This window comes from Achromobacter sp. NPDC008082, assembly GCF_042957345.1.
Classification (GTDB): Bacteria; Pseudomonadota; Gammaproteobacteria; order Burkholderiales; family Burkholderiaceae_B; genus Achromobacter; species Achromobacter kerstersii_A.
This window is the reverse complement of the sequence record NZ_JBIBIB010000004.1, coordinates 798,908-815,003: the sequence shown is the minus strand read 5'-3', so window position 1 is coordinate 815,003 and position 16,096 is coordinate 798,908. Positions and strand designations below refer to the sequence as shown.

Annotated in this window: 16 protein-coding genes and 1 other RNA gene; 7 read left to right on the top strand and 10 right to left on the bottom strand. The window is 61.4% G+C overall.

What is annotated here, in order from left to right:
• Positions 1–690: 690 nt before the first annotated feature.
• The gene (locus ACFZAI_RS19810; RefSeq protein ID WP_054427370.1) at positions 691–1,167 is read right to left on the bottom strand and encodes an Lrp/AsnC family transcriptional regulator; all 477 of its coding nucleotides are present in this window, start codon (positions 1,165–1,167) and stop codon (positions 691–693) included.
• 156 nt (positions 1,168–1,323) lie between these two features.
• On the opposite strand from ACFZAI_RS19810, the gene hppD reads away from it, so the two are divergent.
• Complete coding sequence (gene hppD / locus ACFZAI_RS19805; RefSeq protein ID WP_175171617.1) at positions 1,324–2,436, top strand: 4-hydroxyphenylpyruvate dioxygenase; 1,113 nt, start codon at positions 1,324–1,326, stop codon at positions 2,434–2,436.
• Between the two features lie 108 nt (positions 2,437–2,544).
• On the opposite strand, the gene msrA is transcribed toward hppD, so the two are convergent.
• The 3 genes from msrA to ilvD form a co-directional block, all read right to left on the bottom strand.
• Complete coding sequence (msrA, locus tag ACFZAI_RS19800; RefSeq protein ID WP_391568525.1) at positions 2,545–3,099, bottom strand: peptide-methionine (S)-S-oxide reductase MsrA; 555 nt, start codon at positions 3,097–3,099, stop codon at positions 2,545–2,547.
• 76 nt (positions 3,100–3,175) lie between these two features.
• Positions 3,176–3,511 (bottom strand): c-type cytochrome, encoded by a 336-nt coding sequence (locus ACFZAI_RS19795; protein ID WP_391568524.1) that lies wholly within the window; start codon positions 3,509–3,511, stop codon positions 3,176–3,178.
• Positions 3,495–5,180: a dihydroxy-acid dehydratase gene (ilvD, locus tag ACFZAI_RS19790; protein WP_391568523.1), complete on the bottom strand. Its 1,686-nt coding sequence runs from the start codon at positions 5,178–5,180 to the stop codon at positions 3,495–3,497. The genes ACFZAI_RS19795 and ilvD overlap by 17 nt, the downstream gene beginning before the upstream one ends.
• Positions 5,181–5,312: 132 nt before the next feature.
• Between ilvD and lgt the strand changes: the two genes are divergently transcribed.
• Positions 5,313–6,101 (top strand): prolipoprotein diacylglyceryl transferase, encoded by a 789-nt coding sequence (lgt, locus tag ACFZAI_RS19785; RefSeq protein ID WP_054427366.1) that lies wholly within the window; start codon positions 5,313–5,315, stop codon positions 6,099–6,101.
• Here lgt and ACFZAI_RS19780 read toward each other — a convergent pair.
• The 4 genes from ACFZAI_RS19780 to ACFZAI_RS19765 all read right to left on the bottom strand — a co-directional run bounded on the left by ACFZAI_RS19780 (position 6,076) and on the right by ACFZAI_RS19765 (position 7,917).
• Positions 6,076–6,837: an SIMPL domain-containing protein gene (locus ACFZAI_RS19780; protein ID WP_391568522.1), complete on the bottom strand. Its 762-nt coding sequence runs from the start codon at positions 6,835–6,837 to the stop codon at positions 6,076–6,078. The genes lgt and ACFZAI_RS19780 overlap by 26 nt on opposite strands.
• Positions 6,838–6,945: 108 nt before the next feature.
• A non-coding RNA gene (gene ssrS / locus ACFZAI_RS19775) (6S RNA) lies at positions 6,946–7,128 on the bottom strand.
• Positions 7,129–7,159: 31 nt separating this feature from the next.
• Complete coding sequence (locus ACFZAI_RS19770) at positions 7,160–7,471, bottom strand: cell division protein ZapA (protein WP_006217444.1); 312 nt, start codon at positions 7,469–7,471, stop codon at positions 7,160–7,162.
• Positions 7,471–7,917, bottom strand: coding sequence for a hypothetical protein (locus tag ACFZAI_RS19765; protein WP_391568521.1), 447 nt, complete (start codon positions 7,915–7,917; stop codon positions 7,471–7,473). Before ACFZAI_RS19765 ends, ACFZAI_RS19770 begins: the two co-directional genes overlap by 1 nt.
• A 481-nt stretch (positions 7,918–8,398) precedes the next feature.
• On the opposite strand from ACFZAI_RS19765, the gene ACFZAI_RS19760 reads away from it, so the two are divergent.
• From ACFZAI_RS19760 to ACFZAI_RS19745, 4 genes are all read left to right on the top strand, one after another.
• On the top strand, positions 8,399–8,863 hold the full coding sequence (locus tag ACFZAI_RS19760; RefSeq protein WP_006225997.1) for a tripartite tricarboxylate transporter TctB family protein: 465 nt from the start codon (positions 8,399–8,401) through the stop codon (positions 8,861–8,863).
• Between the two features lie 13 nt (positions 8,864–8,876).
• The gene (locus tag ACFZAI_RS19755) at positions 8,877–10,382 is read left to right on the top strand and encodes a tripartite tricarboxylate transporter permease (RefSeq protein WP_006225996.1); all 1,506 of its coding nucleotides are present in this window, start codon (positions 8,877–8,879) and stop codon (positions 10,380–10,382) included.
• Between the two features lie 191 nt (positions 10,383–10,573).
• Entirely contained in the window at positions 10,574–12,178 is a 1,605-nt protein-coding gene (locus tag ACFZAI_RS19750) for a gamma-glutamyltransferase family protein (RefSeq protein ID WP_391568519.1), read from the top strand.
• 58 nt (positions 12,179–12,236) lie between these two features.
• Positions 12,237–13,142, top strand: a complete 906-nt coding sequence (locus ACFZAI_RS19745; RefSeq protein ID WP_391568518.1) for an NAD(P)-dependent oxidoreductase — start codon at positions 12,237–12,239, stop codon at positions 13,140–13,142.
• A 174-nt stretch (positions 13,143–13,316) separates the two neighbouring features.
• Here ACFZAI_RS19745 and ACFZAI_RS19740 read toward each other — a convergent pair whose 3' ends face one another.
• On the bottom strand, positions 13,317–13,946 hold the full coding sequence (locus ACFZAI_RS19740; protein WP_391568517.1) for an FMN-dependent NADH-azoreductase: 630 nt from the start codon (positions 13,944–13,946) through the stop codon (positions 13,317–13,319).
• Between the two features lie 203 nt (positions 13,947–14,149).
• On the opposite strand from ACFZAI_RS19740, the gene ACFZAI_RS19735 reads away from it, so the two are divergent.
• Complete coding sequence (locus ACFZAI_RS19735; protein WP_391568516.1) at positions 14,150–15,094, top strand: LysR family transcriptional regulator; 945 nt, start codon at positions 14,150–14,152, stop codon at positions 15,092–15,094.
• Here the strand turns inward: ACFZAI_RS19735 and ACFZAI_RS19730 are convergent.
• Entirely contained in the window at positions 15,088–16,017 is a 930-nt protein-coding gene (locus ACFZAI_RS19730; protein ID WP_391568543.1) for a 2-hydroxyacid dehydrogenase, read from the bottom strand. The two genes, ACFZAI_RS19735 and ACFZAI_RS19730, sit on opposite strands and share 7 nt — an antisense overlap.
• Positions 16,018–16,096 lie beyond the last annotated feature (79 nt).

The window sequence follows — 16,096 nt, the reverse complement described above, 5'->3', positions numbered from 1 at the left end:
AGCCTGAAACTATAACACAACTTTTGCAGATTATGCAACCGGCTTTTGCCTAATTTGCATCCTATCTTGCAACCCGCCGCTTTTGCTTTCGCACTCGCTTTGGCCCTGCATTCAGGGGCTGGTTACTGCTCAGGTGGCTAGCAATTCGATCCGGGTAAACCCTTAATCTTCATCACCAGCCAAGCCCAAGACTATAGCACGATTTTTGCAGATTGCGCAACTGGCTTTTGCCTGATTTGCTGCAATCCTTGCAATAACCGCTTAGCTTTCATTTCTGATCGCTTGGCGGCAGACCTAGCCTGTTTCCCCTTCTGGAGACTTCTGCTCGGCCTGTTGCGCTTGCCTTGTCTTCGCGGCTCAAAACTGTCTGAACTGCGAAGGAGCGAGACTATAGCACGGAAAATTTCCGTGTGCGGCCAAGATGACACCCTTTTTGCAGAAAGATGAAGTTTTCAGGGGACACACCCGGCTGCCACCGGCAACCCCTCCCGCGCCGTCTATTCGCAGCCCCTCCGTGACGGGCGGCACGCGAACGTTTACTCGGTGTTCCTCCCTACTCTATCTACTCTATATAGGAGGGCGCTAAGAATAAGTACGCCCCCACTTGGAAGTTGGCGCTACTCCGCCGCCAGGACGCATCCTTTGGCCTCGCTTTCTAGCCCCTCTATATATAGAGAGCACAAAAACCCCTCACAGCCTGAGCTCGGTGGTCTCCTTGATCTGCTGCAGCGCGAAGAAGGACCGCATGTCGATGACCGCCGGGTGGCGCATCAACGTATCCATCGCGAACTTGGAGAAATGCGCCAAGTCGGCCACTTGGATACGCAACAGGTAGTCCATATCACCCGACATGGCATAGCACTCAACCACTTCCGGCCAAAGCTGCACGTCTCGGGCAAAGTCGCTCATGGGCGCATGACTGGAGCCGCTATGTTTGTTCAGTCGGATGTTCACGTAGGCAAGCAACCCCAGGCCGACCTTTTCTGCGTCGATCAATGCCACGTACTTCTTGATGAAGCCCTTCTCTTCCAGGCGGCGAACGCGGCGCAAGCAAGGGCTAGGTGATAGCGAAACCCGGTCGGCCAGCTCCTGGTTACTGAGCCTGCCATCCCTCTGCAATTCAGCCAAAATCCTTAGATCTGTCCTATCCAGCTCTATGTCAGACATTTTTAGCCCCAAATTATTTATTGACGGCAATATTATTGCTCAATGGCGCATGTATTGAGCCATCTTTGCAATTGTCTGCCTGAGCTTCCTTCCTACAATCTCCGTCTAGACTTGAAGAACAAGTCGTCCTGAAAAATGATGCAAGGGAGCAGACCTATGAGCAGCGCTTTCCAACCCTGGGACAACCCGATGGGCACCGCCGGGTTCGAATTCATCGAGTACGCCGCGCCGGACCCCGCCGCGCTGCGCAAGGTGTTCGAGCTGCTGGGCTTCAAAGCCATCGCCAAACATCGCCACAAGGATGTGACGCTCTACCGCCAAGGCGGCGTCAACTTCCTGATCAATGCCGAACCAGATTCCTTCGCTCAACGTTTCGCGCGTCTGCATGGCCCGTCGATCTGTGCGATTGGCTTCCGCGTGCAAGACGCCAATGCTGCGTACAAGCGCGCGCTGGAACTGGGCGCCTGGGGCTTCGACTCGCATAGCGGTCCGATGGAGCTGAACATTCCCGCCATCAAGGGTATTGGCGATTCGCTGATCTATCTGGTTGACCGCTGGACAGGCAAGGAAGGCCACGGCGGTATCGGCGATATCAGCATCTATGACGTCGACTTCGTGCCGGTGGACCCGGGCAACGCGCAAGCTGACTTGAACCATCGCGGCGCCGGCTTGACGCTGGTGGACCACTTGACGCACAACGTCCACAAGGGCCGCATGGCCGAGTGGTCGGAGTTCTACGAACGCCTGTTCAATTTCCGCGAAGTGCGCTATTTCGATATCGAAGGCAAGGTAACAGGCGTCAAGTCCAAGGCCATGACCTCGCCGTGCGGCAACATCCGCATTCCGATCAACGAAGAAGGCACGGAAGAGAAAGGCCAGATCCAGGAGTATCTGGACTTGTACCGCGGCGAAGGCATTCAGCACATCGCCATGGCCACGGATGACATTTACAGCACGATTGAAGCCCTGCGCGAATCGGGCGTGGTGTTCCTGGATACGCCGGAAACCTACTACGAACTGCTGGACCGCCGCTTGCCCAACCACGGCGAAGACGTGGCGCGCCTGCAGAAGAACCGCATCCTGCTGGATGGCGCCCCCGGCGGCGGACTGCTCTTGCAGATCTTCACCGAAAATCAGATCGGGCCGATCTTCTTCGAGATCATCCAGCGCAAGGGCAACGACGGCTTTGGTGAAGGCAACTTCAAAGCGCTGTTCGAATCGATCGAGCTGGACCAGATGCGCCGCGGCGTTGTGAAGACGGTCGAGTAAGCACTTCCCCCGCCAGCGCCCGGTGCTTAAGTATCGGCGCTGGCTTTGAGGCCTCACCTGGTGGTGAGGTTTTTTTTGCCCGCTCGAAACCGAACGGGCAAAACGGGCTTAACGCTTCAGGCGGTCCTGGAACTGCTTGCGGAACTTCGCGACCTTGGGCGCGATCACGAACTGGCAATAGCCCTGTTCGGGATGCAGCGCGAAGTAGTTGCTGTGATAGTCCTCGGCCTGCCAGAACGTGGCGGGCGCCAGCAGCTTCGTGACGATGGGCGCGTCGTAAACCTGTTGCGCCTCGACTTCGGCAATGACGGCTTGCGCTTGCTCGCGCTGGGACTCGTTCTGCCAGAAGATTGCCGATTCGTACTGCGGGCCGATGTCATTGCCTTGGCGCCCCGGCGTGGTGGGGTCGTGCGTAGCGAAGAAGACACGCAGCAAATCGCTGAACGACAACTCGGCGGGATCGAATTCCACACGGGCGACTTCGATGTGGCCGGTGTCCTTGCCGCACACCTGTTCGTAGCTGGGGTTGTCGACGTGTCCGCCGCTGTAGCCGGGCAGCACGCTTTTGACGCCCCGCAGATCAGTGAAGACCGCTTCGACGCACCAGAAGCAGCCGCCGCCAAGAACGGCGACTTCGTTGCCCGGAGAGGGTTGTTCTGCCATGACGATTCCTTTCTAGTAGTCGGCCGCTACTTGCGGCCGGCGCCCCGGCTTCGTGCGCGGGGCATAGAGAATAAGGCTACTGCTTGGGCGGCGCCAGCGACAAGATCCATTCGGCCAACAGGCGGGCGTCTTCCTGGCTGACGTGCGTCTGCGCGGGCATGGGTACAGCGCCCCAGGCGCCGCGGCCGCCCCCGCGGATCTTGCCCGCCAGGTAGTCCACCATGGCGTCGCCTTGCCCTGCATAACGTTCCGCCACGCCCTTCAAGGGCGGACCCACGCGCTTGGTTTCCACTTGGTGGCAGGCCATACAGGCTTTGCTCTTGGCCAGATCCAGGCCAGTGGTTTGCGCGTGGACCGCGCCAGCGCTCATGACGCCGGCCACGGCCAGCCACACACTAATCTTCAAATGCATCGGTTACTGCCCCACGGCTCGCGGTGCTGGCGAGCTTGCCGAATTTGGCGAGCACACCGCGTGTATAACGCGGCTTGGGCGGGACCCAGGCCTGTCGACGAGCCGCCAGGTCTTCGTCGCTGATATTGAGCTGCAACAACAGCTTGTGGGCATCGATGGTAACCGAATCGCCCTCTTGAATCAGAGCGATCGGGCCGCCAACAAATGCTTCGGGTGCGACGTGTCCCACCACCATGCCCCAGGTGCCGCCGGAAAAGCGCCCGTCGGTAATCAGCCCAACCGTTTCACCCAAGCCCTGCCCCACCAGCGCAGAAGTGGGGGCCAGCATTTCGCGCATGCCGGGACCGCCCTTGGGGCCTTCATAGCGGATGACCACCACGTCGCCATCCTTGATCTGCTGGGCCATGATGGCCGTCATCGCGTCGTCTTCGGAATCAAAGACGCGCGCGGGGCCCGTCATGACGGGGTTCTTCAGCCCGGTAATCTTCGCCACACAGCCTTCTGGCGACAGATTCCCCTTGAGGATGGCCAGGTGCCCTTGCGGATACAGCGCGCGGTCGATCGGCATGATGACGTCCTGATCCGCACGCGGCGCGTCCGGCACGTGCGCCAGGGTTTCCGCAATGGTCTTGCCGCTGATCGTGATGCAATCGCCATGCAGCAGCCCTGCGTTGAGCAACAGCTTCATGACTTGGGGAATACCGCCCGCGCGATGCAGATCGGTGGCGACATACTTCCCCGAGGGCTTCAAATTGCACAGCACCGGCACACGTTTGCGGATGCGTTCGAAGTCATCAATCGTCCACGGCACTTCAGCCGCGTGCGCGATCGCCAGGAAGTGCAGCACGGCATTAGTGGAGCCGCCCGTGGCCATGATGACGGACACGGCGTTCTCGATGGACTCGCGCGTGATGATGTCGCGCGGCCGCAAGTTGCGTCTGACCGCGTCGACCAGCACGCGCGCCGATTCCGCAGCGGACACGACTTTTTCGTCGTCTTCGTTGGCCATCGTGCTGGAATACGGCAAGCTCATGCCCATGGCTTCGAAGGCGGAGCTCATGGTGTTGGCGGTGTACATGCCGCCACAGGAACCGGAGCCCGGGATCGCGCATTTCTCGATCTGCTTGAAGTCGGCTTCGGGCATGCGGCCCATCGTGTATTCGCCCACGGCTTCGAACACTGACACGATGGTCAGGTCATTGCCTTTGTAATGTCCGGGCTTGATGGTGCCGCCATAGACGTAGATGCCCGGCACGTTGGTGCGGGCCAGTGCGATCATGCCGCCCGGCATGTTTTTGTCGCAGCCGCCGATCACCACCACGCCGTCCATCCACTGGCCCTGCGCGGCGGTTTCAATACAGTCCGCAATGACTTCGCGCGAGACCAGCGAATACTTCATGCCCTCAGTGCCCATGGACATACCGTCTGAGATAGTCGGCGTACCGAACACCTGAGGATTGGCGCTGGAGGCGCGGATGGCGTCGATCGCGGCGTCGGCCAGACGCTGCAAGCCGCTGTTGCACGGGGTGATGGTGGAATGGCCATTGGCCACGCCGATCATCGGGTTGTCGAAGTCGGCTTCCTTGTAGCCCAGCGCGTAGTACATGGCGCGGTTGGGCGCGCGCGCGACGCCCTGGGTGATGTGGCGGGAACGTTCATTGTTCGGCATGGTCTGTCTCTCCTGTCGGCCGTCGGGGCGCGGACATGGCGAACGCACCCGGGAAGCTGGCTCGCTTGCATGCATGCGAATCTTCAGTGCTCGCCGGTTATTATCATTCAACTTTATTGTGTCGGGCAGAACATGCTGCAATATCCAAAATTCGACCCCGTAGCCTTGCAGATCGGGCCGCTGGCCATTCACTGGTACGGGCTGATGTATCTGGCGGGATTCGCCCTGGTGTACGTGCTGGGACGTCGCCGCATCACCAGCGGCCACACCACTTCACTGAATGTGAAGGATCTTGAAGACCTGATCTTCTATAGCGTGCTGGGCGTGGTGTTGGGCGGCCGGCTGGGCTATGTGCTGTTCTACAAGCCGTCTTATTACCTGGCCCATCCGCTGGAAGTCGCGTATTTGTGGCAAGGCGGGATGTCGTTCCATGGCGGTCTGATCGGTGTGATCGTCGTCATGCTGCTGTTCGCGCGCAAGAAGAAGCTGCCCTTTTTTGCAATCAGCGATTTCATTGCGCCGTTGATTCCGCTGGGCTTGGGATTCGGCCGCCTGGGCAACTTCATCAACGGCGAACTGTGGGGCCGCCCCACCGATGTGCCTTGGGCGATGGTGTTCCCGGACAGCGGCGACGGGCTGGCGCGCCATCCGTCTCAGCTGTATGAGCTGGGCCTGGAAGGCATTGTGCTGTTCGTGCTGCTGTGGTGGTTTTCGAGCAAGCCGCGTCCGCTGGGACAAGTGAGCGGGCTTTTCCTGATGGGATACGGAACGTTCCGCTTCCTGGTGGAGTTCACCCGCGAGCCCGACAACTTCCTGGGTCTGCTCGCGGGTGGTTTGAGCATGGGACAGTGGCTGTCCCTGCCGATGGTCGCCTTGGGCGCCATCATGTTCAGTCTTACTGCAAAACGATCGTCCCGTTGACGGCGATGCTGACCGTGACGTCTCCCGCTTCCAGCGGGACGTCCGGGCTGTAGCCGCCAGAGGCGTCCTTGGCCATGGCTGCGGCGCCCATCATGCGCGGCATCGGCATCGGGCCGCCCGAACCGCCAAGTTCCAACTTGGACAAGCGGTAGCCTGAAAAGCCGAACGCATTGGCTGCGGCCAGTGCGCGGTCTTTAAAAGCCTGCGCGGCTTCTTTCAGCAGCTTGCGTTCTTCGGCTTCGCGCGCTTCGCGCGACAGCGAGAAGCTGATGTTCGAAATGGCGGTCTTGTCCGACAGCTTGGATGCCAGCGCGGCGGCCGCTTCGAAGTCTTTCGATTCCAGAACGATTTCGCCCTGGCCGCGCCAAGAGCCGATCTTCCCCTTGCTATTGGTGTTCGGCCACACGTTATAGCCGCCGGTGCGAACCTCAACGCCCTTGGTGTCGCGCGCGCGCTTGATGGCGTCGTCCAGTGCGGCCGTCAACTTCTTGCCTGCGGCCGGCTGATCCGGCGCCTCGACTTCCGCTGACAGCGAAATGCGGACGGTGTCCTGCTTGACCTCGGACGACGCAGTCGCCTGCAGCGTCATTTCGGGTGAGCGGTTCGTGGACGATTCCGTGGCGGCTGGCGCGGTGGCGGGCGTTTGCGCATAGGCGGGTTGAACGGCGGCAATGGCGGCCACGGCTGCGCACGCTGCGCCGAGTTTCGTCAGCGAAAAAACAGGGTGTTTGAACATGGACTGGTCCTAGGAGGGAGGACTAAAGGAAAAAACCAGGGGGAGGAAGAGCGGAGGGAGAGATGAGGTGCCCGGCGCGGACCTGCGCTAATGGCAGGCCCGCTGGGTAAATGCCCCGCCTGTGCCGTCAAGGCCGGCATCTCGAACCCTAGGGTAAGAGGTGGTCGCGTTCCGCAGAGCGTCGGGTTCGTCTACGAGAGACGATCACTCCAGCTCTACACTCCCGCAACCATATGCCGAAAGCATAGGTTCAGAGAATGTATGGCCTAGTCACGAACACGGCAGGGACAAACTGAAAATTCTTGAATACTGCTTATGAACGTTAGAGCAGTTTTTCCTGACCCGACAAGGCGTCATCGAGTACTGCGTTCATGTCCTCAATTCTACGCTTGAAGTCGCCGACCGCCAAACCGCCTAACGGACCATCGGGCGCCTTCATGGCAAGAAGCTCGCCCGCGACCTGCAAAGCAGCCATCACGGCGATGCGTTCGTTGCTGGAAATCTTGCCTGTGCCTTGAATGCGCAACATCAGTTGATCGACGTGGCGCACGGCGGCCATCAGCGTGGGCTTCTCTTCAGCGGAGCAGGCCAGGGAATAGTCGCGCCCCAGGATGGTGACATCTACGCGTTCCATTAGTGTTGCTCTCCAGACGGTGCGCCCGGCAGACGGGCCAGCACGGCGTCGATGCGCTCGCGGGCTGCGGCGGCGGCCACGCGCAAGCGCTGTAATTCGGTGTCGCGGGATTGCAGGTTGCCCTGCAACTCGGTTTCTCGTGCCGAGAAACGCGATTCAAGCGATTGACGTTCGGTGGTTTCGCGAGCGAGCTGTTCACGCAAGGCGACTTCGGCCTGCTGTGCCTGCTCGAGCATCGCGGTGACCGCGCCGTCGTGATCTTGAAGCTTGCTTTGCAGCGTGACGATTTCAGCCTCGCGCTCGGCAGCGCGCTGCTTGAGCACGCGCTGCTCAGCTTCGAAGTCATTCAGGCGGAGGCGCAACGCGTCACGCTCTGCGTGGAGTTGGCGGGTGCGTTGCACCAGTTGCCCGATTCGGGCGGCGAGTTGGTCTAGATCTTGCAGCATGGGCGCTATCGTAAACCATCCTGAGTTGAACCGGGCCTCTTCACGCAAGGTGAGAAACCCGGCAATATTCAGTAGGAAATACGGTTGTGATTTGGGCGCCGCGAGACTACCCGATTCCGGCCCCAGAAGAAAAGTCCCCCCTCCTCCAAATTCCCCGCATCCGGCCGATCTGGCTTTCGCATTTCTTTCTATAAACTTTCACTTAGCTTTCAAAAAACCCTCAAACCGGTTGCGCGGTTACATCTGGGGGTCGGGAGTTCCCGAATTCTAGGGAAAACCCCAGCCTTTCACCGAGCTTACAGGGTTTGCAGCGTGGCAGGCGTCCATTACCATTCGCCCTTTCAAGAAACCACGCCGTCGCTTTCAGAATAACTAATGGCACCCCGAAGTGCCTTTTTTGTGCCTGTCACTCGCCTTTCGGCGAGTCCCATCCGGCTACAAACTTTTTTATCTACATGCTGTAAACAGGAGCCAACCAATCATGCAGCTACGCAATCGACAGGACTTCTGGTCTGGGGTGATGTTCATCGCCCTTGGACTGGGATTCGCCTGGCAAGCCAGCAGCTACCAAATGGGTACTGCCGCCCGAATGGGCCCAGGGTACTTTCCTTTCTGGCTAGGCATTGTTCTGGCTTTGCTGGGCGCCATCGTGCTGCTTGGCTCGATGTCCAAGAAAGCCCACGAGACGCACGTTGACAAGTTCGACTGGCGCATCGTGTTCCTGGTGGTCGGATCGGTCGTTCTGTACGGCCTGGTTCTGAAACTGCTGGGCATCTATATCTCGGTGTTCATTCTGGTTGTTGTCAGCAGCCTGGCCAGCCACGAGTTCAGCCTGAAGGTCGCCGTCGCCAACGCGATCTTCCTGGTGATCTTCTCGTATCTGGCATTCGTCAAGGGGCTGGGGCTGATCTTCCCGCTGTGGCCGTCCTTTCTGGGCATGAACTAAGGAGCAACCGGTCATGGAATTGTTTGACAACCTGATGTTGGGCTTCTCGGTGGCGTTTACGCCCGAGAACCTGCTTTACGCACTGCTGGGCTGCATCCTGGGTACGCTGATTGGCGTGCTGCCGGGTATTGGCCCCGTCCCGACCATTGCAATGCTGCTTCCGATCACGTACGTGCTGCCCCCGGTGGCCGGCCTGATCATGTTGGCGGGTATTTACTACGGCGCCCAATACGGTGGCTCCACGACGGCAATTCTTGTGGCGCTGCCAGGAGAAACGTCCGCGGTGGTGACCGTGCTGGACGGTCACCAGATGGCCCGTAATGGCCGTGCTGGCGCCGCCCTGGCTATCGCCGCTCTGGGTTCGTTCTTCGCGGGTTGCGTGGCCACGCTGCTGCTCGCCGCGTTTGCGCCCCCGCTGGCTGAAGTCGCCTTCAAGTTCGGTCCGGCCGAGTACTTCTCGCTGATGTGCCTGGGCCTGGTTGGCGCCGTGGTGCTGGCTTCGGGCTCGCTGCCCAAGGCTATCGCGATGATCATCCTGGGTCTGTTGCTGGGCATGGTCGGTACCGACGTGAACTCGGGCGTTGCCCGCTTTGACTTCGGCGTGCCGGAACTGCAAGACGGTATCGACTTCGCCATCGTGGCCATGGGCGTGTTCGGCTTTGCCGAAATCATGACCAACCTCGAGCAGAAGGAAAACCGCGTCGACATCACCGACAAGATCGGCTCGCTGTACCCGAACAAGCAGGAATTCAAGGAATCGTACCCGGCAGTGCTGCGTGGTACGGCTCTGGGTTCGGCCCTGGGTATCTTGCCGGGCGGTGGCGCCGTGCTGTCGTCGTTCGCTTCCTACACGCTGGAAAAGAAGATCTCGAAAAATCCGGAACGCTTCGGCAAGGGCCACCCGGCCGGCCTGGCAGGCCCGGAATCGGCGAACAACGCTGCAGCCCAGACGTCGTTCATCCCGCTGCTGACGCTCGGTATCCCGGGTAACGCCGTGATGGCGCTGATGGTTGGCGCAATGACGATTCACAACATTCAGCCCGGCCCGCAAGTCATGACGAGCCACCCGGAGCTGTTCTGGGGCCTGATCGCCTCGATGTGGATCGGCAACCTGATGCTGGTGGTGCTGAACCTGCCGCTGATCGGCCTGTGGGTCAAGCTGCTGAAGGTGCCTTACCGCATCCTGTTCCCGGCGATTCTCGTGTTCTGCACGATCGGTGTGTACTCACTGAACTACAACGCGTTCGACATCTTCACCACCGCCATGTTCGGTATCGTGGGCTACGTGTGGTCGAAGCTGAAGTGCGAAGGCGCGCCGCTGCTGCTGGGCCTGGTTCTGGGCCCCATGATGGAAGAAAACTTCCGCCGTGCCCTGCTGCTGTCGCGTGGCGACTTCACCACCTTCGTGACGCGTCCGCTGTCGGCTTCCCTGCTGGCTGTGGCTGTGTTCCTGGTGATCCTGGTGGCGCTGCCCGCCATTCGCAAGAAGCGCGAAGAGACTTTCGTCGAAGAAGATTAAAGCCCGACGTGCCGTCCTTGCGGCGGCAGTCCCGCTTTCAAAAACCCCCGGCCCGTCCGGGGGTTTTTCTTTGTGCGCGACAGACGCACGCTCCGGCAAAAGCTACCAATAAATTCAACACATTACGGGCTGTACGAGATTCCGATTTATCTACGGTAAGCTACGGGTTTACCCCCACGCGATGATTCGGCATGAATTTCGACTGGCACAACCCCTACTCCACCACCCGGACTCCGGTGTTCGCCCGCAACGTGGTCGCCACTTCGCAACCCCTGGCCGCCCAGGCGGGATTGCGGGTGCTTGCGCAAGGCGGTAACGCCGTGGACGCCGCCATCGCCGCTGCCGCGACGCTGGCATTGACCGAACCGGTCAGTAACGGACTGGGCTCCGATTGCTTCGCTATCGTCTGGGATGGTTCGAAGCTGCATGGATTGAACGCATCCGGCCCCGCCCCTGCCGCCTGGAACGTCGATTACTTCCGCCGCAAGCATCAAGGCGTGATACCGATGCGGGGTTGGGACAGCGTCACCGTGCCGGGTTGCGTGGGGGGATGGGCCGCATTGCATGAAAAATTGGGCGCGCTGGCGTTCGCCGACGTGCTGGCCCCCGCCATCGAATACGCTGAACGCGGCTACGCCGTGTCGCCCATGGTGCAAGAAAAATGGGCGGCGCAGGCCGACGTGCTGCATCCCCAGCCCGGGTTCGCCGATCACTTTCTGCCCCGAGGCCGCCCGCCCCACATCGGCGAACATTTCGTGCTGCAAGGCGCCGCGGCCACCCTCAAGCGGATTGCCGCAACCGGCGGACGTGATTTCTACGAAGGCGAAACCGCGCATAAGCTTGTGGCGCACGCGCAAGCCCACGACGCCGCACTGACGCTGGCCGACCTGCGGGACTACGCGCCGGAATGGGTCGCCCCCATCAGCCAGGCTTATCGCGGCCACACGCTGCATCAGATTCCGCCCAACGGCCAAGGCATCGCCGCGCTGATCGCCCTGGGCATCTTGCAGAACTTTGACCTGGCGGCTCGCCCGATCGACCACCCCGACACCCAGCACCTGCTGATCGAGGCCATGAAGCTGGCATTCGCCGATGTCTACGCCCATGTGGCCGACGCGCGCCATATGCGCATGACGCCCGAGCAGATGCTGCGCCCCGATTATCTGGCCGAGCGCGCGGGGCTGATCGACCCCAATGTGGCGCAGGCCTTCGCCTCTGGCCACGCGCCGCAGGGCGGCACGGTCTACCTGACCGCGGCCGACAAGCGCGGCATGATGGTGAGCTTCATCCAATCGAACTACATGGGCTTTGGCTCGGGCGTGGTGGTGCCGGGTACGGGGGTCAGCCTGCAAAATCGTGGACACTGCTTCAGCACCCAGCCCGATCACCCCAATGTGGTGGCGGGCGGCAAGCGGCCCTTCCACACGATCATCCCCGGGTTCCTGATGCGCAACGGCGCGCCAGTGATGAGCTTTGGCGTCATGGGCGGCAATATGCAGCCACAGGGGCAGGTGCAGACGCTCGTACGCATGCTGGACTACGGCCAGCAGCCACAGGCCGCCTGCGACGCGCCTCGCTGGAAATGGAACCATGGGCTGGCCGTGGACGCCGAACCCGGCCTTGCGCCTGCCGTGGCCCAAGGGCTGCGTGCGCGTGGCCATGTGCTGGAAGGCATCGACGACCCTTATATGGACTTCGGATCAGGCCAATTCATCTGGCGGCTGGGCGACCCCGCCGTGGACGGGTATGTCAGCGCCAGCGATAGCCGTCGAGATGGACTCGCCGCCGGCTTTTGATTGCGTTAAGGTTACTGTCCTCAGACTGACCTTACCTACCTAGCGTGGAGTCCCCTGCATGGCAACGATCGGTACCAAGAGCTACGACGCGGTCGTAGCACAGAAAGTCGCTTTTCTCGGCTTGGGCGTCATGGGCTTGCCCATGGCCGGCCACCTGGCCCGCGCCGGGCACGACGTGACCGTCTACAACCGCACGCCCGCGAAGGCGCAAGCCTGGGTTGCCGAGTTCGGTGGCCGCCATGCCGCAACGCCGCGTGAAGCCGTTGCCGGCGCACAAATCGTCTTCGCCTGCGTGGGCAATGACGATGACCTGCGTAGCGTGGTGCTGGGACCCGACGGCGCGTTCGCCGGCATGGCGCCGGGCGCCGTGTTCGTCGACCACACCACCGCGTCCGCCGATGTTGCGCGCGAACTCTACGCGCAAGCCAAGGGCCTGGGCCTGAATTTCGTGGACGCGCCTGTCTCGGGCGGACAGGCCGGCGCCGTCAATGGCGTGCTGACCATCATGTGCGGCGGCGAACAAGCCGTCTTCGACGCCATCAAGCCGGTGGCGCAGAGCTTTGGCCGTGCGGTCACGCTGGTGGGCGCATCGGGCGCGGGGCAACTGGCCAAGATGGTCAACCAGATCTGCATCGCCGGCCTCGTACAGGGCTTGTCCGAAGCCGTGGCCTTTGGCCAGGCGGCGGATCTGGACATGAAGCTGGTGCTGGACGTGATCAGCAAGGGCGCAGCGCAAAGCTGGCAGATGGAAAACCGGGGCGGCACCATGGTCGACGACAAGTTCGACTTCGGCTTCGCGGTGGATTGGATGCGCAAGGACCTGGGCCTGGTGCTGGCCGAGGCGCGCAACAACGGTGCCCGCGTGCCGGTAACGGCGCTGGTGGATCAGTTTTATGGCGACGTCCAAAAGATGGGCGGCGGCCGCTGGGATACGTCCAGCCTGATCAAACGTTTGCGCGACTGAACTCGGCGCGGCCCGACGTTCGCCGCATGCGAGCGGCCATGAAAAAGGCGAGCCCTGGGGCTCGCCTTTTTGCTTTTTGCTTTTTTGCCTTTTTATTTGTTTAGGCACGTCGGCCGCGCAAGGCCGCTATCGCGGCGCCTGCGGTGCGGTACCCGAGGTACCCGCGGTACCCGATTACGCGGCCAAGTCCGCTTCTACGGCATCCCGCAACACCGCGTCGATGCGTTGCTTGGCCAGCGTCACACCTTCCAGCGCGGCCACTTCGCCCATCGCCATGCCTTCGGCGGCGATGAACGTGACGTCGTTCATGCCCAGGAAGCCCAGCATCTGGCGCAGGTACGGCGTCATCGTGTCCGACGGCGTGCCTTCAGCCTTGCCGCCGCGTGCCGTCAGCACAAACACCTGTTTACCCTTGACGAGGCCTTCCGGCACGCCTTCGGGCGTATAACGGAACGTGACGCCGGCGCGCGCCAGGTAGTCCAGATAGCTCTTGAACTGGGCCGGCAGGTTGAAGTTGTAGACCGGCACGGCAAACACAATGCGGTCGGCTTCCATCACTTCCGCCACCAGCGTATCGCTGAGTTCAACGATGCGCTGTTGCTCAACGCTGCGAGCATCGGCCGGCGTGAACAGCGCGCCAGCGGTGTTGCCATCGAAGTAAGGAATGGGTTGCGCGCCGATGTCGCGCACCTTCACGGACGCGGCCGGGTTGGCGTTTTTGATGCGCGCAATCAGGTGATCGGCCAATTGCTTGCTGTTGGAACGGTCGCCGAGAATCGAGGAAAGGATAACGAGGGTCTTCATTGCAAATTTCTCCAGGGATGGCCCGCCTTGGGCGGGCGGCCAGGATCTGTCAGCGCCACGCCCAATGCTTGAAAGCGTTGTGGGCCAGGGCTTGACGCCGAATGGCGTTGGCAGATCCCGAATGCATGGCACCACTGTAGATCCGTTCATTGTTCGCATAAACCCGGGTATGATGAACTGTTCGTTCCAGGAATAGAACAATCATGCAAGATCTAAACGACCTCTACTATTTCTCTCAAGTCGTCGAGCAAGGCGGCTTCAGCGCTGCGGCCCGCGCGCTGGATATTCCCAAATCCCGATTGTCACGCCGGATTTCCCATCTGGAGGAAAGCCTGGGCGTGCGCCTCTTGCAACGCACGACACGCCGGCTGCGCCTGACCTCCGCGGGGGAACGCTATCTGCATTACTGCCGCGAGATGGCGGCTTCCGCGCGAGCCGCGGACGACGCCATGCGGCAATTGCAGTCAGAGCCTGCCGGCCCGGTCATCGTGAGTTGCCCGGTATCCATTGCGCAGGACGTGCTAGCGCCGCTGCTGCCGGAATTCCTGGATGCGTGGCCGGCGATATCGGTGCAGTTGCTGGTGACAAACCGGCGCGTGGACCTGATCCGCGAAGGCGTCGACCTGGCGCTGCGCGTGCGAACCAAGCTGGATACCGACGCAGAACTGGTCGTGCGTCATCTTGGCACCGCGCGTGGCACGCTCGTTGCCAGCCCCGGTTATCTGCAACGCCACGGCACGCCCGACACGCCGCAGGATCTGGCGTCGCACACGACGTTAAGCTTTTCCGATCCGCAAAACGAGGTGCGTTGGCCGTTGCGCAACGACAAGGGCGAAGAGGTGCAGATTGAGCTCAAGCCGCAGCTGTCCTGCAATGACTTCATCGTGCTGACGGAAGCAGCGGTACGCGGCCGCGGCATTGCGCTGCTGCCGTCGATTGCCACACAAGAGGAATTGCGCCGCGGCCAGTTGGTGCCGGTGCTGCCCCAATGGCAATCACCGGAGGGCATCGTGCATTGCATTTATCCGTCGCGGCGGGGCATGATGCCCGCCGTCCGGACCTTGCTGGATTTTCTGTCGCAACGGCTGCCATCGATGTACCAACGGCTGGAAAAGGCCGTCGCGCCCGTTGCCGCCGCAGCTCAATAACCGCGTGAGCGTTCGACGACACCGGTGATGGTTTCACCGCGCATCAGCTGCGCAACCTTGCCCGCGATTTGCGCGATGCTTTCATCACGCAAGGTGCGCGCCGCGATATGCGGCGTGACATGAACGCGCGGGTCGCGCCAGAACGGGTGGTCTTGAGGCAAGGGTTCAGTATGGAATACGTCGAGCGTGGCGCCCGCGATCTCGCCCTCTTCCAGCATCGTTACCAGATCGTCTTCCACCAGATGCTCGCCGCGGCCGACGTTGACCAGGTGCGCATTGGGCAGCAGCTGAGACAGCGTGTCGCGGTTCAGAATGCCGCGCGTATCGGGCGTTAGCGGCAGCACGTTCACCAGGAAGCGCGTACGAGCCAGGAACGCCGGCAGCGCGGCTTCGCCAGCAAAGGATTCGACGCCGGGAATATCGCGCGGCGAACGCGACCACCCTGCAACCGGATAACCAAATTCAGCCAGCGTCTGCGCCACGCGCGCGCCAACCTGACCCAGCCCCAGCACGCCCACGGGCCAATCCGATTGCGCCGTGCCTTCACGCGTATCCCAATGCTGACGGGCCTGCGCCTGATCGAACGCTTCAAAATCGCGAGACACACGCAACAACGCATACAAGGCGTACTCGGCCATCTGCACCGACATGCCCGCGTCTTCCAGGCGCACGATGCGCACGTGCTCAGGGATTTCCGGCATCTTCAACAACGCATCAACGCCCGCACCAAGGTTGAACAGGGTCGTGATGCCCGTCTCGTGCTTGAACAGCTCCGCCGGCGGCCGCCAGACCAGGGCGACTTCCGCGCCCGAAGGCGGGCCGTCAGGGTTCCATACCGAAATACGGCAACCGGGCATGGAGGCTTCCAGGCGCGGCACCCAGACGTCGGGATCGTGGTGGGGGCAGGCAAAGAGAATGTGCATGGTGTCGGGTTCAGGGCTTTCGGAAACCTCAAGCATGCAGGATGGCGACCCACAAATCAAACGGCCCGGCATGAAGCCG